This window comes from Chromobacterium haemolyticum, from assembly GCF_009936155.1.
In the GTDB taxonomy this organism is placed as follows: Bacteria; Pseudomonadota; Gammaproteobacteria; order Burkholderiales; family Chromobacteriaceae; genus Chromobacterium; species Chromobacterium haemolyticum.
The window spans coordinates 4,418,197-4,433,173 of record NZ_AP019312.1; the positions used below are offsets into that span (position 1 = coordinate 4,418,197).

The window sequence follows — 14,977 nt, forward strand, 5'->3', positions numbered from 1 at the left end:
GCCGGCTCAGGCGCTAGCGCCGAAACCCGCCGACAGGACCCGCGCCAACGGCTCGGTCCAATCGCCCGGCTCGCTTTGGCGGAACAAGCGATGCTCCGGGTACCAGGGCGTGGTTTCGCTGTCCAGCCCCCAGCGCCAGTCGGTGTGATCGGCCGACAGCAACAAGGCGCAGGGCAGTCCCAAGGCGCCGGCCAGGTGGCCGAAGGCGGTGTCCACCGTCACCAGCCCGTCCAATTCCGCCAGCAAGGCGGCGCTGGCGGCGAAGTCCGTCAGTTCATCTCCCAGTGCCTCCACGCCGCGCGCGCGCAGCCAGTCGCGCTCCGTCTCGTTCAACTCCGGCTGCAAGGCCAGCCAGGTGATCCCTGGCGCTGTCAGCAACGGATTCAGCGTTTCCAGATCCGGCAAAGAGCGGCAATGGTCGAATTCATGCTCCGGTCTGCCGCGCCACACCAGCCCCACTTTGCATCCGCCGGCCGGCAAGCGCGCGCGCCAGGCGGCGCGGCCGGCTGAGTCGGCGCGCAGATACGCCGGCTCCGGCATCGGCTCCGGTTGCAACAAACCGGGCAAGCTCATCGAAAATACATGACAATCGTGCTCGGGCCACGGCCCGCCCAGGTCGGAGATCGACAAGCACTCCACTGGCCAGCCCTGAGCCGCCAACAAGGGCAGCAAGGCCGGCCGGCAGGCGGCGACCACGCTCCCTGGCGAACGCTGCAACAGCGGCGGCAAGTAACGCGCCATCTGCAAGGCGTCGCCGTAGCCCTGCTCGAACCACAGCAGCAGACGACGTCCGGTCAATGCCTCGCCGCGCCAGCGCGGCGACATCAAAGCCGGAGACGGCACGGTTTCCAGCCGGGCCTCGTGCAAGGGCCAGCCTTCTCCCCAGCGCCGCAGGGTCAGCAGCAGATAGCCCAGATTGCGACGCAGCCCGGCGTGCAGCGGCTGAGCGTCCAACCCGGCGCGCAACGTCGCCTCGGCCTCATCCCAAGCGCCTTGCTGCGCCAGAGCCAGCGCCAATTGCTGATGCGCTTCCGCGCCAGCCGGTTCCAGCGTCAAGGCCCGGCGCGCCAGCGGCTCCGCCTCAGCGCTGCGCCCTTGGCGCCATAAGCATAAGGCCAGATTGCCCAGCACCTGCGCCTGTTCCGGTGTTCGCTCCGCCGCCGCGCTCAAGCAGGCTTCCGCCTCGGCCCAACGCCGCTGAGCCTGTAACAGCAAACCCAGATTGGTCAGCGCGCCGGCATGGCTCGCCTCCAGCGCCAACGCCCGGCGCAACAGCGTTTCCGCCTCGCCCCGCTCGCCGCGCTCCGCCAGCAGCTGTCCCAGCAGATTGAGCGCGTCGACATCGTCCGGCGCGCAGGCCAATGCCCGGCGCAGCCAGTCCTCGGCCTCTTCCGGTTGCTGCCGATACAATAAACGGCCTAGGTTGAAACAATGAGCGGCGGACTGCGGCCGCAAGCGCAAGGCCTGCCGATATTGGGCCTCGGCCTCATCCAGCCGCCCCGCCTCCTCCAACAACACCCCCAGATTGCCTTGGCAGGCGGCGTGCTCCGGGCGTTGCGCCAGTTCCGCGCGGTAATGCGCCTCCGCCTGCGCCAGCTGGCCCTGCGCCATCAGACAGCGGCCCAGATTGTAATGCGCGTCCGGAGTCCGCGGATCGCATTGCAGCGCCTGGCGCCAACACTGCTCGGCCATCGCCAGTTGCTCCAGCCGCACGGCGCACACGCCCAGCAGGTTCCACAATTCTGCGTTGTCTGCCTGGGCCTGCAAGCCGCTTTGCGCGGCCAGCAGCGCGCCGTGCAGGTCGCCGGCGGCCAGCAAGGCGCCTGCGCGCAGGGCGTCGGAAGTCGATTCAGTCATAAATTGTCGGCGCCCGGAACGCGCCTGGCCGGCGTCGTCCCGATAAGCGCTTTTTGAAATCAGCGGAATATCGTCTCCCGCATAGTAACCAGCATCTCTTCTTGATGAAATGTCCTTTATCATGCTCCGCCTGAATTTCCTCCAAGCACTACGCCCCTCTCACTGGATGCACGGCAATAACGCCCAAGCCGCCCCCCAAGCCCAGTCCGCTCCCGTTGCCGGCAGTGCGCCGGCGCCGCGCAAACTCAACGCCGCCGGCATCCAACGCGTGGAACCCGCCGGCGGCTGGCTCAGCCACCTGAGCCAGCATGCACAAGCCTCGCAGGCGTCCTCGCGCTCACTGCATGGCTTGTACACGCTGCAAACCCACAGGTTGAATACCGCCATCCAGCTCCTAAGCGACTTAGGATGTCGTAACAGCCCCGAAACCAGTGCCCTGCGGGCTATGAAGCAACAATTGCCCGCGGTTCCCATCTCGATGGGGCTCACCGCGCAACGACAGGAAATGGATGCCTGCTTGCAACAGCAACTTCAGGTAAAAGAGTTGGTTGCCAGCGCCTTGATGCGGCTCGGCCATTCAGCCAAGCAGGCCCGCCACGCCGCCAAGTTCGCCTTACAAGAGGCCAGCACCCGCTTGTTGAACCAGCGCCCGTGGCAGACGGTGGCAACCCAGGTGCAACACAATGAGCGCGGCTACAGCTGCACCCTGACCCCGGCCGGCCAGATGAAGCTGAGCGCCTCCGGCGACATCTTCCCCAACCGCTACCACGACCACGGCGTCTGCTCCGCGTCCACCACCGAAACCCGCCACGCGGCCAATCTGTGGCAGTCCGAACTGAAGGACGATGCCGGCCAGACCCTGTTCAAAGGCATCCGCCACGGCATTCTGTCACCTTACGGCGTGGAAGACGCCACGCTGCGCCAGGACGGCGCCCGCCAGCGCGCGACCGAAGTCGCCACCGCCGCGCTGTTCTCACAGCCCGACAAGCTGCAACAAGCGCTGGCCGGCGACACCGTCACCCTGCGGCTGACCTCCACCGCGCTGGTGACGCCGGGTCTGGGCGGCGAAAGCGGCATGCTGCGCGACCAGATCGGCGCCTGGCGCGCTTTGACATCGGCGCCGCAACCGCTAACGCTGCAAATCAAAAACGCCGATGGCGAGCTGCAACCCGTCAGGGTGAACCTGGAGGTGGCCGCCTTCAATTTCGGCGTCAACGAACTGGCGCTCAAGCTGGGCATGGGCCACAAAGAATCCGACAAGCTCAACCTCGAAGCCTTGCATCAATTGTTGGGTCTGGATCTGAAGCCGGGTAAAGCCCCAGGCGGCTGGGTGGGCGACTACCTGGCGCAAAACCCGGCCAATAAGAAGCAGGTCGAAATCATGGCCATGCAGCTTCAGGAAATCTGGGCAAAGCAATCCCACCGCAGCGACGGCGGCGAGCCTTACAAGGCTGCGCAACGGGTAGCGATGCTGGCCTTCGAGATCGGCGCGGTGCCGTGCTGGAACTGCAAGAGCGGCAAGGATCGCACCGGCATGCTGGATGCGGAGATCAAGCGCGAGGCGATTGCCCAGCATCAGGGACGCGCGCCCAGCCGGCCGGGAGTGGCGCTGGACCCGGAGATGCGCGAGCTGTTCGGCAAGGTGCTGACCCAGGGCGGCAATCTGGAAGTGCAGGCCTACAACACCGGCGCGCCCGGCAACAAGGTGATGAAGCAGCTACCCTTCGGCTCGCTGCTCAATCTGTCCTACGCCCGGCGTGTCGGCGACGTCGCGGCCTGGCAGCAGGCGCAGGGCTTATCCACCCTGCTCAAATCCTGAGGAGGTGCGCGATGAATACGCTGATGCTCAGTTTGTACGACACCTTGGGACTGACGCTGGACGACGAGGAGCCGGTGCTGTTCTTCGGCGACGACTTCGCGGTGCACTTCGAGGAAAGCGCCGCCGGCTTGGAAATGGTGTGCCCGCTGGGCGCGCTGCCCACCGATGCCGGCACGCTGCAGCGCCTGTTGCAGCACAACTTCGCCAATCGGGTCACGCTGGCGGCGGACGCTGACGGCGAGCTGCTGCTGGCGCTGCTGCGGCTGCCGGACGACAGCAGCGGCGCCGAACTGCAAGCCGGGTTGGAGTTCCTGGTCGGAGCCGCCCGCGGCCTGCAGGTCGATCTGGGGCTGGGCGGCCGCTTGGATGCGCAAGCCGGCTGATAGGCGACACATGAAAACGGCCGGGGAGCAAACCTCCCCGGCCGTTTCTCGCGTCAGCCGCCGACTATGAACATTGTTTAGAGGCGGAACTTGTTGAACTCCGCATTCATCTTGCTGGCATTGAGCGACAAGCCGGTCAGTGTGCTGCTGACGTTCTGCAAGGAGTCGTCGTTTTCCAGCACATGGCCGTTGATCGCCTCCGAGCTTTGCGCGATCAAGGTGGTCGCCTTGTGCTGTTCGCTGGTGGAATCGGAAATCTCGTTCATCTTGGCCACCACGTCCAGCATGGAGGCGCGGATTTCCTCTATCTTGGCCACGGCTTCTCGGGTCAGTTCCACGCCCTCGTCCACCGCGGCCACGGTCTGGTTGACGTCGTTGACCGCGCGGCCCGTTTCGTCGCGGATCGCGCTGACCATATTGGATATCTCCAGCGTGGCCTGGGCGGTGCGCTCGGCCAGCTTGCGCACTTCGTCGGCCACCACGGCGAAGCCGCGGCCCTGTTCGCCGGCGCGCGCCGCCTCGATCGCCGCGTTCAAGGCCAACAGATTAGTCTGGTCCGCGATGTCGCGAATCACATTGGTGATGCCGGAGATTTCCTGCGAGCGCTTGTCCAGCGAGGACAGCATGGACTCCAGGCCGCGCACCGACTGCACCGTGCCCTCCATACCGCTGGACAGGCGCTGCATATTGCTGGCGCTGGCTTCCAGGCTGGCGCCGGTCAGGCTGGTCAGTTCGTCCGCCTGGCGCGCGCTGTCCGCGATGTGGGAGATCGACACCGTGATCTGCTCCAGCGTGGCCGCGTTGGACGAGGACACGTCCGAAATGTGGCGCGAGCTGTCCGCCACGCCGGCCACCAACTGACTGGCGTCCTGCACCCCGTTGACCACCCCTGCGGCGTCCTGCTTCAGGCCGCGGAACAGCTGGGCCAATTGAGCGACAAAGGTGTTGAAGGCGCGCGCGGTGGCGGCTATCTCATCCTGGCCGTCGTCCTTCAACCGCAAGGTCAGATCGCCTTCGCCGTGGGAAATGTCCTCCATCGCGTTTTTCAGGCGCACCAAACCGGCCAACATGCGGCCGATCACCAGGCTCGCCAACGGAATCATCAGCACAAACACCAGCGCGGTAAGGCCGGCGATGGTGTACAGCAAGGTGGTCAACGGCGCCAGCACGGTGGCGCGGTCCGCCGCCAAGGCCATCACCCAGTTGGTGCCGGGGATTTCCTGCGCGGACAGCAACATGGCCTGGCCCCCGATCTGCACTTCCGACGCCTGGTCGTGGCTAACGATGTCGGCCAAGCGCTCTGGCGTCAGTTCCGGCGCCACGCTGGTGATGGGCTTCAAGGCCAGGTCGGTTTGCGGATGGGCGATCACCGTGCCCTTCTTGTCCATGATGAAGGCGTAGCCGTTGCCGCGCACCTTCAGGCCCAGTACCGATTTCACCAGCGCGTCCACCATCACGTCGCCGCCCACCACGCCGGCGAAAGCGCCGTTGTGGTTGAAGGGCGCGGAAATGGTCACCGTCAGTTTCTTGGTGGCTTCGTCCAGGTACGGGTCGGTCACCACGGCCTGGCCGCTATCCTTCGCGCGCTTGTACCAATCGCGGTCGGCTACCTTGTAGTCCGCCGGCGCGGTCCAGTCATCGGAAAACAGCGACCGGCCGTCGGCGTAGCCGGCGTAGTTCACGTTGAAGCCGCCGGCCTTGGCGCCGGTTTTCAGAAAACGAATGGCGTCGGACTCGGACGCCATTGTGCTTTGCGCGACGATTTGCTGCTTCTTCTCTCCCAGCCAGGTGGTCACCACCGAGCTTTGCCCCTTAAGGCTGGCCTCGAACTCCTGGTCCAGACCCTGCAGTATTTCCGTGCGCATCTGCACGAAGACGATGACGACGAGCACCAGCCCGAACAATGCCATCAATAGCGCGTTCAAGGCGATCAGCCGGCTACGAAGAGATTTCATGAACAGTCCTTTTTTTCTCGCGTGATTGACAACCATGGCTCCAATGCCGCGCGTTGCCGGCGACACTCCCCATACCGTTGGCAGCCAATTGTTATTGTTGATTTATATCCGGCCAGTTTAACGGAAGTCACCCGTTATAAATATCAAATATGGGTACAGTTGTGACAGATTATGATTTTGTTTGATCAAACGCAGGAGGATAGGGACATGGCCAGCCGGTGCGACGGGCAAAAAAACCCCCTGCGGTTTGACAACGGCAGGGGCCAACACGAGGAAGAAACGTCGTCCGGCGGACCGGCCGACATTTCGAGGGGCTAACACCTCAAAACCATACGGTTTTCAGTGCAGCCGCCACTGTAGCGTAATTACTCTATTCAGTCCAGCCTATTCCTCCGCCGGCGTCAGGAACGCCAGCGATAATCGCGGAACTGCTCGCGCAGCCGCACTTTCTGCAATTTGCCGGTGGCGGTGTGCGGCAACTCCTCAACAAAGACCACATCGTCCGGCGTCCACCACTTGGCGATCTTGCCTTCGTAGAAGCCCAGCAATTCTTCCACCGTGGCCCCGGCGCCGGGCTTGAGCACCACCACCATCAGCGGCCGCTCGTCCCACTTGGGATGCGGAATGCCGATGGCCGCAGCCTCCGCCACCGCCGGGTGGCCCACCAGGATATTCTCCAGTTCGATGGAGCTGATCCACTCGCCACCGGACTTGATCACGTCCTTGGTGCGGTCGGTGATGCGCATGAAACCATCGGCGTCTATGGTCACCACGTCGCCGGTGTTGAACCAGCCGTCGGCGCTGTGGCTGGCGTCCAGTTCGCGGCGGAAGTATTGCGACAATACCCACAGGCCGCGCACTTGCAAATTCCCGAAGGCCACGCCGTCGTGCGGCAGAGGCTTGCCGGCGTCGTCGACGATGCGAAGCTCGATGCCGTAAATCGGCCGCCCTTGCTTGCTGAGCAAGGCGTTGAGTCCGGCCTGGTCCAGGCCTTCATGCTTGAGCTTGGGCGTGCCGGTGGTGCCGCATGGCGACAGCTCGGTCATGCCCCATAGTTGACGCATTTCCACGCCGTGCTCGGCCAGTTGTTCGATCATGCTTTCCGGCACCGCCGAGCCGCCGGCGATCACCCGCTTCAGGGAATGCAGTTTCAGATGGTTCTTCTGGCAATGCTGCAACAGCATCATCCACACCGTCGGCACCCCGGCTGTCACGGTCACCTGCTCGCTTTCGATCAGTTCGTACAGATTGACCCCGTCCAACTTGGGCCCCGGCAGCACCAGCTTGCTGCCGTTCATGGTGCAACTGTAAGGCAGGCCCCAGGCGTTGACATGGAACATCGGCACCACCGGCATCACGCAGGCGCGCGCCGAGATGTCGAAGCTGTCCGGCAAGGCGCTGCCGTAGGCGTGCAGCACAGTGGAACGATGCGAGAACAGCACGCCCTTGGGGTTGCCGGTGGTGCCGGAGGTGTAGCACAGGCTGGACGCTGCGTTTTCGTCCAGCAACGGCCACTGGTACTGGTCGCTGTGGCTGTTGACCAGGTCTTCGTAGCACAGCAGGTTGGCCAGCGGCGTCTGCGCCGGCATATGCGCCTTGTCCGTCATCAACACGAAGGTTTCCACCGTGCCCAGCTGCGACGCGATCTGCTCCACCAGCGGCAGGAAGCTCAGGTCGAACATCAGCACCTTGTCTTCCGCGTGGTTGACGATCCAGGCGATCTGCTCCGCGAACAGCCGCGGGTTTACCGTGTGGCATACCGCGCCGTAGCCGGACACGGCGAAATAGGTTTCGTAATGGCGGTAGCCGTTCCAGGCCAGGGTACCCACGCAATCGCCCTGGCGCACGCCCAGCGCCGCCAGCGCGTTGGCCAGCTGGCGCGCGCGCCGCGCCGCTTCGCGATAGGTGTAGCGATGGATGGGCCCCTCCACGGTGCGCGACACGATGGGCGTGTCGCCGTGATAGGTTTCGGCGTGGCGCAGCAAGTCGGAAATCAGCAAAGGCCGGTCCATCATCTGTCCGCGAAGCATGGTTGTCCCCTCCATTGGCATGGTTATGGACATTCACCATACGGCGGCTAGAGTGGACGCTCCAATCAATTTTTCTGATGGCGTGGCCAAGCCGGATTTATACCCCCGTCATTGCCCGGTAATTGAAGAACAAAGACCGCTACAGTCCGCATCCAGCCAATTGCCGGCGGTCGGAAGACGCTGTAGCAATGCAACAGGCCCGCATTCAACTCTTCACCGGTTTCTTCGCCAGCATCCGTTGCAAAGTGCGACGGTGCATGTTCAAGGCGCGCGCGGTGGCGGAGATATTGCCGTCGTTCTCGCTAAGCACCCGTTGTAGATGCTCCCAGGTCACCCGTCGCAGCGACATCGGTTGCGGTGTAAGAGGCAGTTCCGGATTGGCCCGCTGTTGCTCGAAAGCCGCCAGGATTTCATCCACCGTCGCCGGCTTGGCCAGGTATTGCACCGCGCCCAGCTTGGTGGCCTCCACCGCGGTGGCGATGCTGGCGTAGCCGGTCAGGATCAGAATGGCGCTGTGCGGACAGGCGGCATGCAGCGCCGGCAGCAAGCGCAGCCCGCTGTCGCCGTCCAGATTCAAGTCCAGCACGATGCGCGCCGGCGCTTCGCCGGCCAGTTCCAAAGCTTGCTCGGAGGTCTGAGCCGCCGCCACCTTAAAACCGCGCCGGCTAAGCGAGCGCGCCAAAATGGCGACAAAGGCTTCGTCGTCGTCCACCAAAAGAAAATCCAGCATCAGGCTCCGTCCTTATCATCCACCAGCAAGGGCAGGCGCACCTGCGCATGCACGCCGCCCTCCGGCCGGTTCAGCAAGCGCAGCGAACCGCCCAGCCGCGCCAGCGTGGCGTGGCTCAGCATCACGCCCAGCCCCATGCCCACCGGCTTGTCGGACGGCAACGGGGTCAGACCGGCGCGCTCCAGCTGCTGGTCGGTCAAACAGCCTTGGTGGTTGACGATGTCTAGCAGCAAGGCCCCCTGCTCCAGCCACGCCGCCACCGTCAGTTCTCCGCCGCCGGCCTCGGCCGCGTTGTTGATCAGATTGAAAAACGCCGGCCAGAACGCCGGGTCCAGCGCCACCAGCGGGTCCGGTCCCTGCGGCGCCTGCCAATCCAGCCGCACGTCCGGCCGCAATGAACGCCAGCCGGCCAGCCGCTCGGCCAACGCGGCGAACAGCCCGCTCTCGCCCGGCGCGGACTCCGACCCCAGCTTCAAGCGCGCCAACGCGCTGCCACAATTGGCCAGTTGCGCCTTCATCAGCCGCAAGTCCTCCATCAACTCGGCGTCCCGCTGCCGGGTGGCCAGCAACTCGTCCACCAGCAGGGTCATGGTGTTCAACGGCGTGGACAGCGAGTGGGCGGCTCCGGCCGCCTGCATGCCCACCGCCAACAGTTGCTCGTCGCGCAACTGGGTCTCCCGCGCCGTCGCCAGTGCCGCTTCTCGCAGCGCCAGCTGCCGCGCCAGCCAGGATACGAAGCCGGCGATCAACAGCGCCGACAGCGCGAAGCTCAACCACATCCCGGTCAAATGCATGGAAAAGATATGCAGCGCGTTGCCGTGGTCCACCGGCCATGACAGATGCCACTCGAACAACAGGCCGTAGGCCGCGACGCTGGCCAGCGCCAGGGCCCAGGCGAACAGCCCTGGCGACAGCAAGGCGGCGAACAACACCGGTGGCAGAAACAGCGAAGCGAGCGGATTGGCCGCGCCGCCGGTGAAAGCTAACAGTTCGGTCAACACCAATACGTCTGCGGCCAGTCCCAGGCGCAGAGCCAGCAGGGGGTCGCCGCCATGGCGCAGCCACCACGGCAGACAGACGTTGACCGCGGCCAGCGTCAGCAGCGCTTGGGAGAGCAAAGGCCAGGGCAGATAAACATGCTGCCACCAGCAGGCCAAGGCCACCGTCGAGCCCAGCAGCAACATCAGCCAGCGCAGCCAGCCTATCAGCCGCGCCGAGCGCGCGATGTCCGCGGTCAGGCCCAGCCGCGGAGAGGAAACAGGGAATCCGGCAATCATGGCCGACACTTTATCACCATGCGGCAAGCAGGGGCGCTGCGACACTTTGCCGCATTGGGGCGGGACATCATGCAATTTAGAATTGTCACCCTCAAATTTGTTAACGTTAGTTTCTAAAAAATGTCTAAAAAACACTATTTGCTGCCTATCCCGCTGGCGCTCGCCGTCGGCCACGCCTTTGCCCAGGAGCTGCCGGAATTCCGCGGCGAGGAAGTGCTGGTCACCGCCGCCAAGGAGGAACAGCCGCTGAAAATGTCGGTGGACCCGCGCGCGCCGCGCCAGCCGCTGCCGTCCGCCGACGGCGCCGGCTTGCTCAAGGGCTTGCCCGGTTTCAACGTCATCCGCAAGGGCGGCGCCTCCGGCGATCCGCTGCTGCGCGGCCTGGGCGGCTCGCGCCTGGCCATTCTCGCCGACGGCAATTTCGTGTTCGGCGGCTGCGGCGGCCGCATGGACCCGCCCACCGCCTATCTTTACCCGGACGCCTATGACGAAGTGAACGTGGTCAAGGGTCCGCAAAGCGTCAAACTCGGGCCCGGCCTGATCAGCGGCGGCGTCAACTTCGAGCGCAAGACCAAGCGCTTCGACGAGGCCGGCGTGCGCTTCAACGGCAGCCTGACCGGCGGCAACGCCGACCGCAACGACGTCTACGCCGACGCCGCCTTCGGCTCCAGCCAGGGCTATGTGCGCGCCATCGCCAGCCGCAATCACGGCGGCGACTACAAGGACGGCAACGGCGCCAAGGTCCACTCCAGCTTCGACCGCGACAGCCAGACCCTGATCGCCGGACTGACTCCGGACCGGGACACCACGCTGGAACTGGCTCTGGACCGCAGCCGCGGCCAGGCCGCCTACGCGGACCGAGGCATGGACGGCAGCAAGTTCGACCGCGACGCCTGGAGCTTCAAAGCCGAGCGCCGCAACCTCAGCGGTTGGCTGGACGCGCTGCGGCTGCAACTGGGTCATAGCTATGTCGACCACGTGATGGACAACTACTCCCTGCGTCCGCAGACCGCCCCGGCCAGCCGTTCCGCGATGAACCCGGACCGCAGCGCCGACACCGGCCGCCTGGCCGCCGACATGGCGTTTGGCGACTGGGAAGTGAGCGCCGGGTTCGACTGGCTCAGCGACCGCCACCGCAGCCGCATGGGCAAAGGCGTCAATGCCGGCCAATACGTGGACCAGCCGCGCGCGCCCAACCAAAGCTTCGACAATCACGGCGTCTACGCCGAAGCCAGCCACCCGCTGGGCGCCGGCGGCAAGCTGATTGCCGGTCTGCGCCGCGACCAGACCCAGGCGGTGTTCGAGCCCAAGGCCGCGGCCATGGGCAAGCCGGCCCAAGCGCGCCAGGAAACCCAGTACCAGCTCAACGCCGGCTTCCTGCGCTACGAACACACGGCGGGCAGTTGGACCCGCTACGTCGGCCTGGGCCAAGCCGAACGCGCGCCGGACTTCTGGGAACGCAATAAAAGCCCCAGCCTGAACAGCGAGACCAACCGCCAACTGGACGCCGGCCTACTCTACCGCGACGACAAACTGCAAGGCTCGCTGTCCGCCTACGCCAGCCGCGTGCAGAACTTCATTCTGGTGGAAGGCGAGGCCGGCGCAATCGGCGGCAAGGCCCGCAATATCGATGCCCGCCGCTACGGTTTCGAAGGCGACCTCAGCTGGCGCTTCGCGCCGGAATGGACGCTGTCCGGCAGCCTGGCCTGGGTCTGGGCCGCCAACCTCGATGAGAACCGCCCGCTGGGCCAGACTCCGCCGCTGGACGCCAAAGCGGCGCTGAAATGGGACAACGGCAAATACGCGGCCGGCCTGACCGTGCGCGGCGTGCAGCGCCAGGACCGCGTGGCTCCGGGCCAGGGCAATATCGTCGGCACCGACATCGGCGCGACGCCGGGCTTCGGCGTGGTGTCGCTGGACGGCGGCCTGCGGCTGAACAAACACGCAAAACTGCTGTTCGGCGTGGACAACCTGTTCAACAAGGCCTACGCCGAAAGCGTCAGCAAGGGCGGCGCGATGGTGGCCGGTTACGACCGCACCCTGCAGGTCAACGAGCCCGGCCGTACGGTGTGGGGCCGCGTGCAATTACAGTTCTGATTCCGCGGCCTCTCGCCGCCGTGCCTCCAGTCTGCTAGGCTGGAGGCCTTTTGCCACCGCTCCCTCCCCGCCGGATGAAAACGCCCTATCTGAAAATCCTCGCTTGCGGCCTGACCCTGTTCATCCTGCTCGGCCCGCTGGTGGCCTTGCTGGCCAGCGGCGTGGTGCCGATGATGGCTTATTTGATGGGTGCGATCCCGGCGCTGGGATTCGGTCTGCTGCTCTGCCTGCTCCGCATGTTGCTGGCCCGTCCCATCGCTGGCTGGCAGCAGGGATGGCCGCGCTGGCTGTTGGCCTTGGTCGCCTTCCTGCCCGGCGCCTTCAGCGGTAGCGCGGTCACCTTCGTCTACGCCAGACTGGCCGAACCGCTGCTGTACAACGACCTGATGAACCTCTACCTTGGCGCCATGGCAGGCGGCGTCTGCAACGCGCTGTTCTGGCTAATGCGCTTTGGCGCGCCGTCCCGACCCGACTAGGCAAAAAGAAAGCCCGCCGAAACCGGCGGGCCGCAACCAAATGTAGAACGCTGGCTGCGTCAGGGCCAGCGCAGCCAGCATAACCGGATTCCCCCGGCGTTCCCATGCGGCGAATTGCCGCAGTCTCAGCGCCGCCTCAAGCCGGCTTCCAGCCCGCCGCCGTCGCGGTTGGCCAAGCTCAGCCTCAGGCCGTGCAGCTCCGCCACCCGCTCGACGATCGACAGCCCCAGCCCGCTGCCGGCCACGTCCTGGCCCGGCGGGCGGAAGAAGCGCTCGCGTATCCGTGCCAGCCATTCCGCCGCCACGCCCGGACCACGGTCCAGCACGCTAACCGCGTCCTCGGCTAGCACCAGCCGCGCCTCGCCGCCCTCGGCGCCGTAGCGGATGGCGTTCTCCAGCAGATTGCGCAGCATCAGCCCCACCAGGGTTTCGTCGCCGCTCAAGGGCAAGGCCCGCTCCGGCACGCAACGCCATTCCGTCTCCAGCTTCACCCCCTTGAGCGCAGCCTCCGCCGCCATCTCCGCCAGCAAGCGCTCCGCCAGCGTCGCCCAGGCGATGGGCTGCCCCTGTCCCGGCCGGCTAAGCGGATCCAGCCGCGACAGCGCCAGCAACTGCTCCACCAGCCTCGTGGCGCGGTCTATGCCCAACATCAGCTGCCGCAGCGCATGCTTGCGCCGTCCCTCGTCCGGCAACAGCTCCAACACCTCGGCCTGCACTTTCAGCGCCGCCAGCGGCGTGCGCAGCTCGTGCGCGGCGTCGGCGGTGAAGCGGCGCTCATGTTCCAGCGTGGAGGCAATGCGAGCGAACAAGGCGTTGAGCGCGTCCACCAACGGCATCACTTCCCTCGGCACCTCGCGCGACACCGGCTCGCTGTCGTCCGGCGCGCGCTGGGCGAGGCCGGCGGCCAGGCGCTTGAGCGGCCCCAGTTCGCGGCGCACCGCCAGCAGGATCAGCAACAGCATCACAGGCAGACCCAGCAGCCACGGCAGCAGTTGGGCGGACACCACCTTCAGCACCATGTCGTGTCGCAAGCCCTGCTTCTGCCCCACCGCCACCAGCCGCGAACCGTCCGGAGCCGCCAGGTAAATCAGCCGCCAGTCGTGATCGCTGTCCTTACCGCGGTAATCGTAGAAGCCGCGCCGTTCCGGCTCGAAATCGAAACGACGGCCGCGGCCGTCGCTGAGCAGCAACCGGCCGTGGCGGTCCCATACCGCCAGGCCGAAATCGTCGTTGTCCAACTGCCCCTTGTCCGCGTGCTTGAGCAGATGCTTGAGCTTGGGCAGATCGATCACCTCCTCGTCGCCGACATCCACCAGCAGCAGCTGCCGGGCGAACTGGCCCATCTGGGTGTCGAACAGCTCGTCCACCTCCTCATGCGCCAACCAGGCCGCGGTGGCGGAAGCCACCAGCCAGATCACCGGCACAATCAACAACAGCAGCAGCAATAGCCGCGCCTGCAAGCTGCGCGGTCCTCTCATGCCGGATCTCCCAAGGTATAGCCGACGCCGCGCAGCGTGCGGATGAAGGCGCTGCCCAGCTTCTTGCGCAAATGATGCACATGCACCTCCACCGCGTTGCTTTCCAGCTCCTGGCCCCAACCGTAGAGCTTGTCCTCGATCAGCTCGCGCGGCAGCACCCGTCCCTTATGGCTGAGCAGCAACTCAAGCAGCGCCAGCTCGCGCGCGGTCAACTCAAGCGGCGCGCCGTCCAGCGTGGCCGCGCGCGCCACCGGGTCCAGACAGAGACGGCCATGCCGCCATTCCGGATGGCTCTGGCCGTGGCGGCGACGATGGAGCGCGCGCAGCCGCGCCGCCACCTCCGTCAGCGCGAACGGCTTGACCAAGTAATCGTCGGCGCCGGCGTCCAGGCCGCCCACGCGGTCTGCCAGCGCGTCGCGCGCGGTCAACACCAGCACCGGCACATCCTGGCCGCCGCGCCGCCAGGCGGACAAGATATCCATGCCGTCCATGCCCGGTAGCCCCAGGTCCAGCACCACCGCGTCGTAAGGCGCGGCGCCAAGCGCCGCCAGGCCCTGCTTGCCGTCGCGAAACCAATCCGCGACGAAACCCAGCTGCTCCAGGCCCATCTTCAACCCGTCGCCGATCTGAGCGTCGTCCTCCACCACCAAAACCCGCATATCCGTCTCCCCGCCGCCGGGCGTTCAAGGTCCCGGCAGCCTAGCGCGCTCTCGCCGCCGTAACAAGCGCCCGCCGCAAAACCTTGATTGCAGCAGCCTGCGCTTAAGACAATCTTAAAGGCTGCGCTCAAGAAATTTCATCGCCTCGTCACTGAAATCTCACGCGGCTGTCACCTGCCGCTGGCAGCATCGCCAGCAGTCCACAGGCCGACGGAG

General features: G+C 65.6%; 11 protein-coding genes. 4 read left to right on the forward strand and 7 right to left on the reverse strand.

The features are described 5' to 3' along the window. Positions 1–6 precede the first annotated feature (6 nt). Positions 7–1,857 (reverse strand): tetratricopeptide repeat protein, encoded by a 1,851-nt coding sequence (locus GYH29_RS20385; protein WP_161524301.1) that lies wholly within the window; start codon positions 1,855–1,857, stop codon positions 7–9. 121 nt (positions 1,858–1,978) lie between these two features. Between GYH29_RS20385 and GYH29_RS20390 the strand changes: the two genes are divergently transcribed. Next, positions 1,979–3,676, forward strand: a complete 1,698-nt coding sequence (locus tag GYH29_RS20390; protein WP_198001607.1) for an inositol phosphate phosphatase SopB — start codon at positions 1,979–1,981, stop codon at positions 3,674–3,676. Positions 3,677–3,687: 11 nt separating this feature from the next. Next, positions 3,688–4,059, forward strand: a complete 372-nt coding sequence (locus GYH29_RS20395) for a CesT family type III secretion system chaperone (RefSeq protein ID WP_019104498.1) — start codon at positions 3,688–3,690, stop codon at positions 4,057–4,059. 77 nt (positions 4,060–4,136) lie between these two features. Here the strand turns inward: GYH29_RS20395 and GYH29_RS20400 are convergent, their stop codons facing one another. The 4 genes from GYH29_RS20400 to GYH29_RS20415 form a co-directional block, all read right to left on the reverse strand. Beyond that, on the reverse strand, positions 4,137–6,014 hold the full coding sequence (locus tag GYH29_RS20400; RefSeq protein ID WP_107732898.1) for a methyl-accepting chemotaxis protein: 1,878 nt from the start codon (positions 6,012–6,014) through the stop codon (positions 4,137–4,139). A 401-nt stretch (positions 6,015–6,415) separates the two neighbouring features. Continuing rightward, a complete protein-coding gene (locus GYH29_RS20405) occupies positions 6,416–8,044 on the reverse strand; it encodes a 3-(methylthio)propionyl-CoA ligase (RefSeq protein WP_081950259.1) in 1,629 nt (542 codons plus the stop codon). Positions 8,045–8,249: 205 nt separating this feature from the next. Next, positions 8,250–8,774 carry a response regulator transcription factor gene (locus GYH29_RS20410; RefSeq protein ID WP_019104198.1) on the reverse strand — a complete coding sequence of 175 codons (525 nt, stop codon included), beginning with the start codon at positions 8,772–8,774 and terminating at the stop codon, positions 8,250–8,252. Beyond that, entirely contained in the window at positions 8,774–10,051 is a 1,278-nt protein-coding gene (locus GYH29_RS20415; RefSeq protein WP_161524302.1) for an ATP-binding protein, read from the reverse strand. Before GYH29_RS20415 ends, GYH29_RS20410 begins: the two co-directional genes overlap by 1 nt. 120 nt (positions 10,052–10,171) lie before the next feature. Between GYH29_RS20415 and GYH29_RS20420 the strand changes: the two genes are divergently transcribed. Both GYH29_RS20420 and GYH29_RS20425 read left to right on the forward strand, forming a co-directional pair. Then, entirely contained in the window at positions 10,172–12,148 is a 1,977-nt protein-coding gene (locus tag GYH29_RS20420) for a TonB-dependent copper receptor (protein ID WP_161524303.1), read from the forward strand. A gap of 50 nt (positions 12,149–12,198) precedes the next feature. Next, the gene (locus GYH29_RS20425; RefSeq protein WP_161524304.1) at positions 12,199–12,624 is read left to right on the forward strand and encodes a hypothetical protein; all 426 of its coding nucleotides are present in this window, start codon (positions 12,199–12,201) and stop codon (positions 12,622–12,624) included. Positions 12,625–12,749: 125 nt separating this feature from the next. Here the strand turns inward: GYH29_RS20425 and GYH29_RS20430 are convergent, their stop codons facing one another. Further along, positions 12,750–14,102 (reverse strand): ATP-binding protein, encoded by a 1,353-nt coding sequence (locus GYH29_RS20430; RefSeq protein WP_161524305.1) that lies wholly within the window; start codon positions 14,100–14,102, stop codon positions 12,750–12,752. Continuing rightward, the gene (locus GYH29_RS20435) at positions 14,099–14,761 is read right to left on the reverse strand and encodes a response regulator (RefSeq protein WP_019104203.1); all 663 of its coding nucleotides are present in this window, start codon (positions 14,759–14,761) and stop codon (positions 14,099–14,101) included. The genes GYH29_RS20430 and GYH29_RS20435 overlap by 4 nt, the downstream gene beginning before the upstream one ends. Positions 14,762–14,977: the final 216 nt, after the last annotated feature.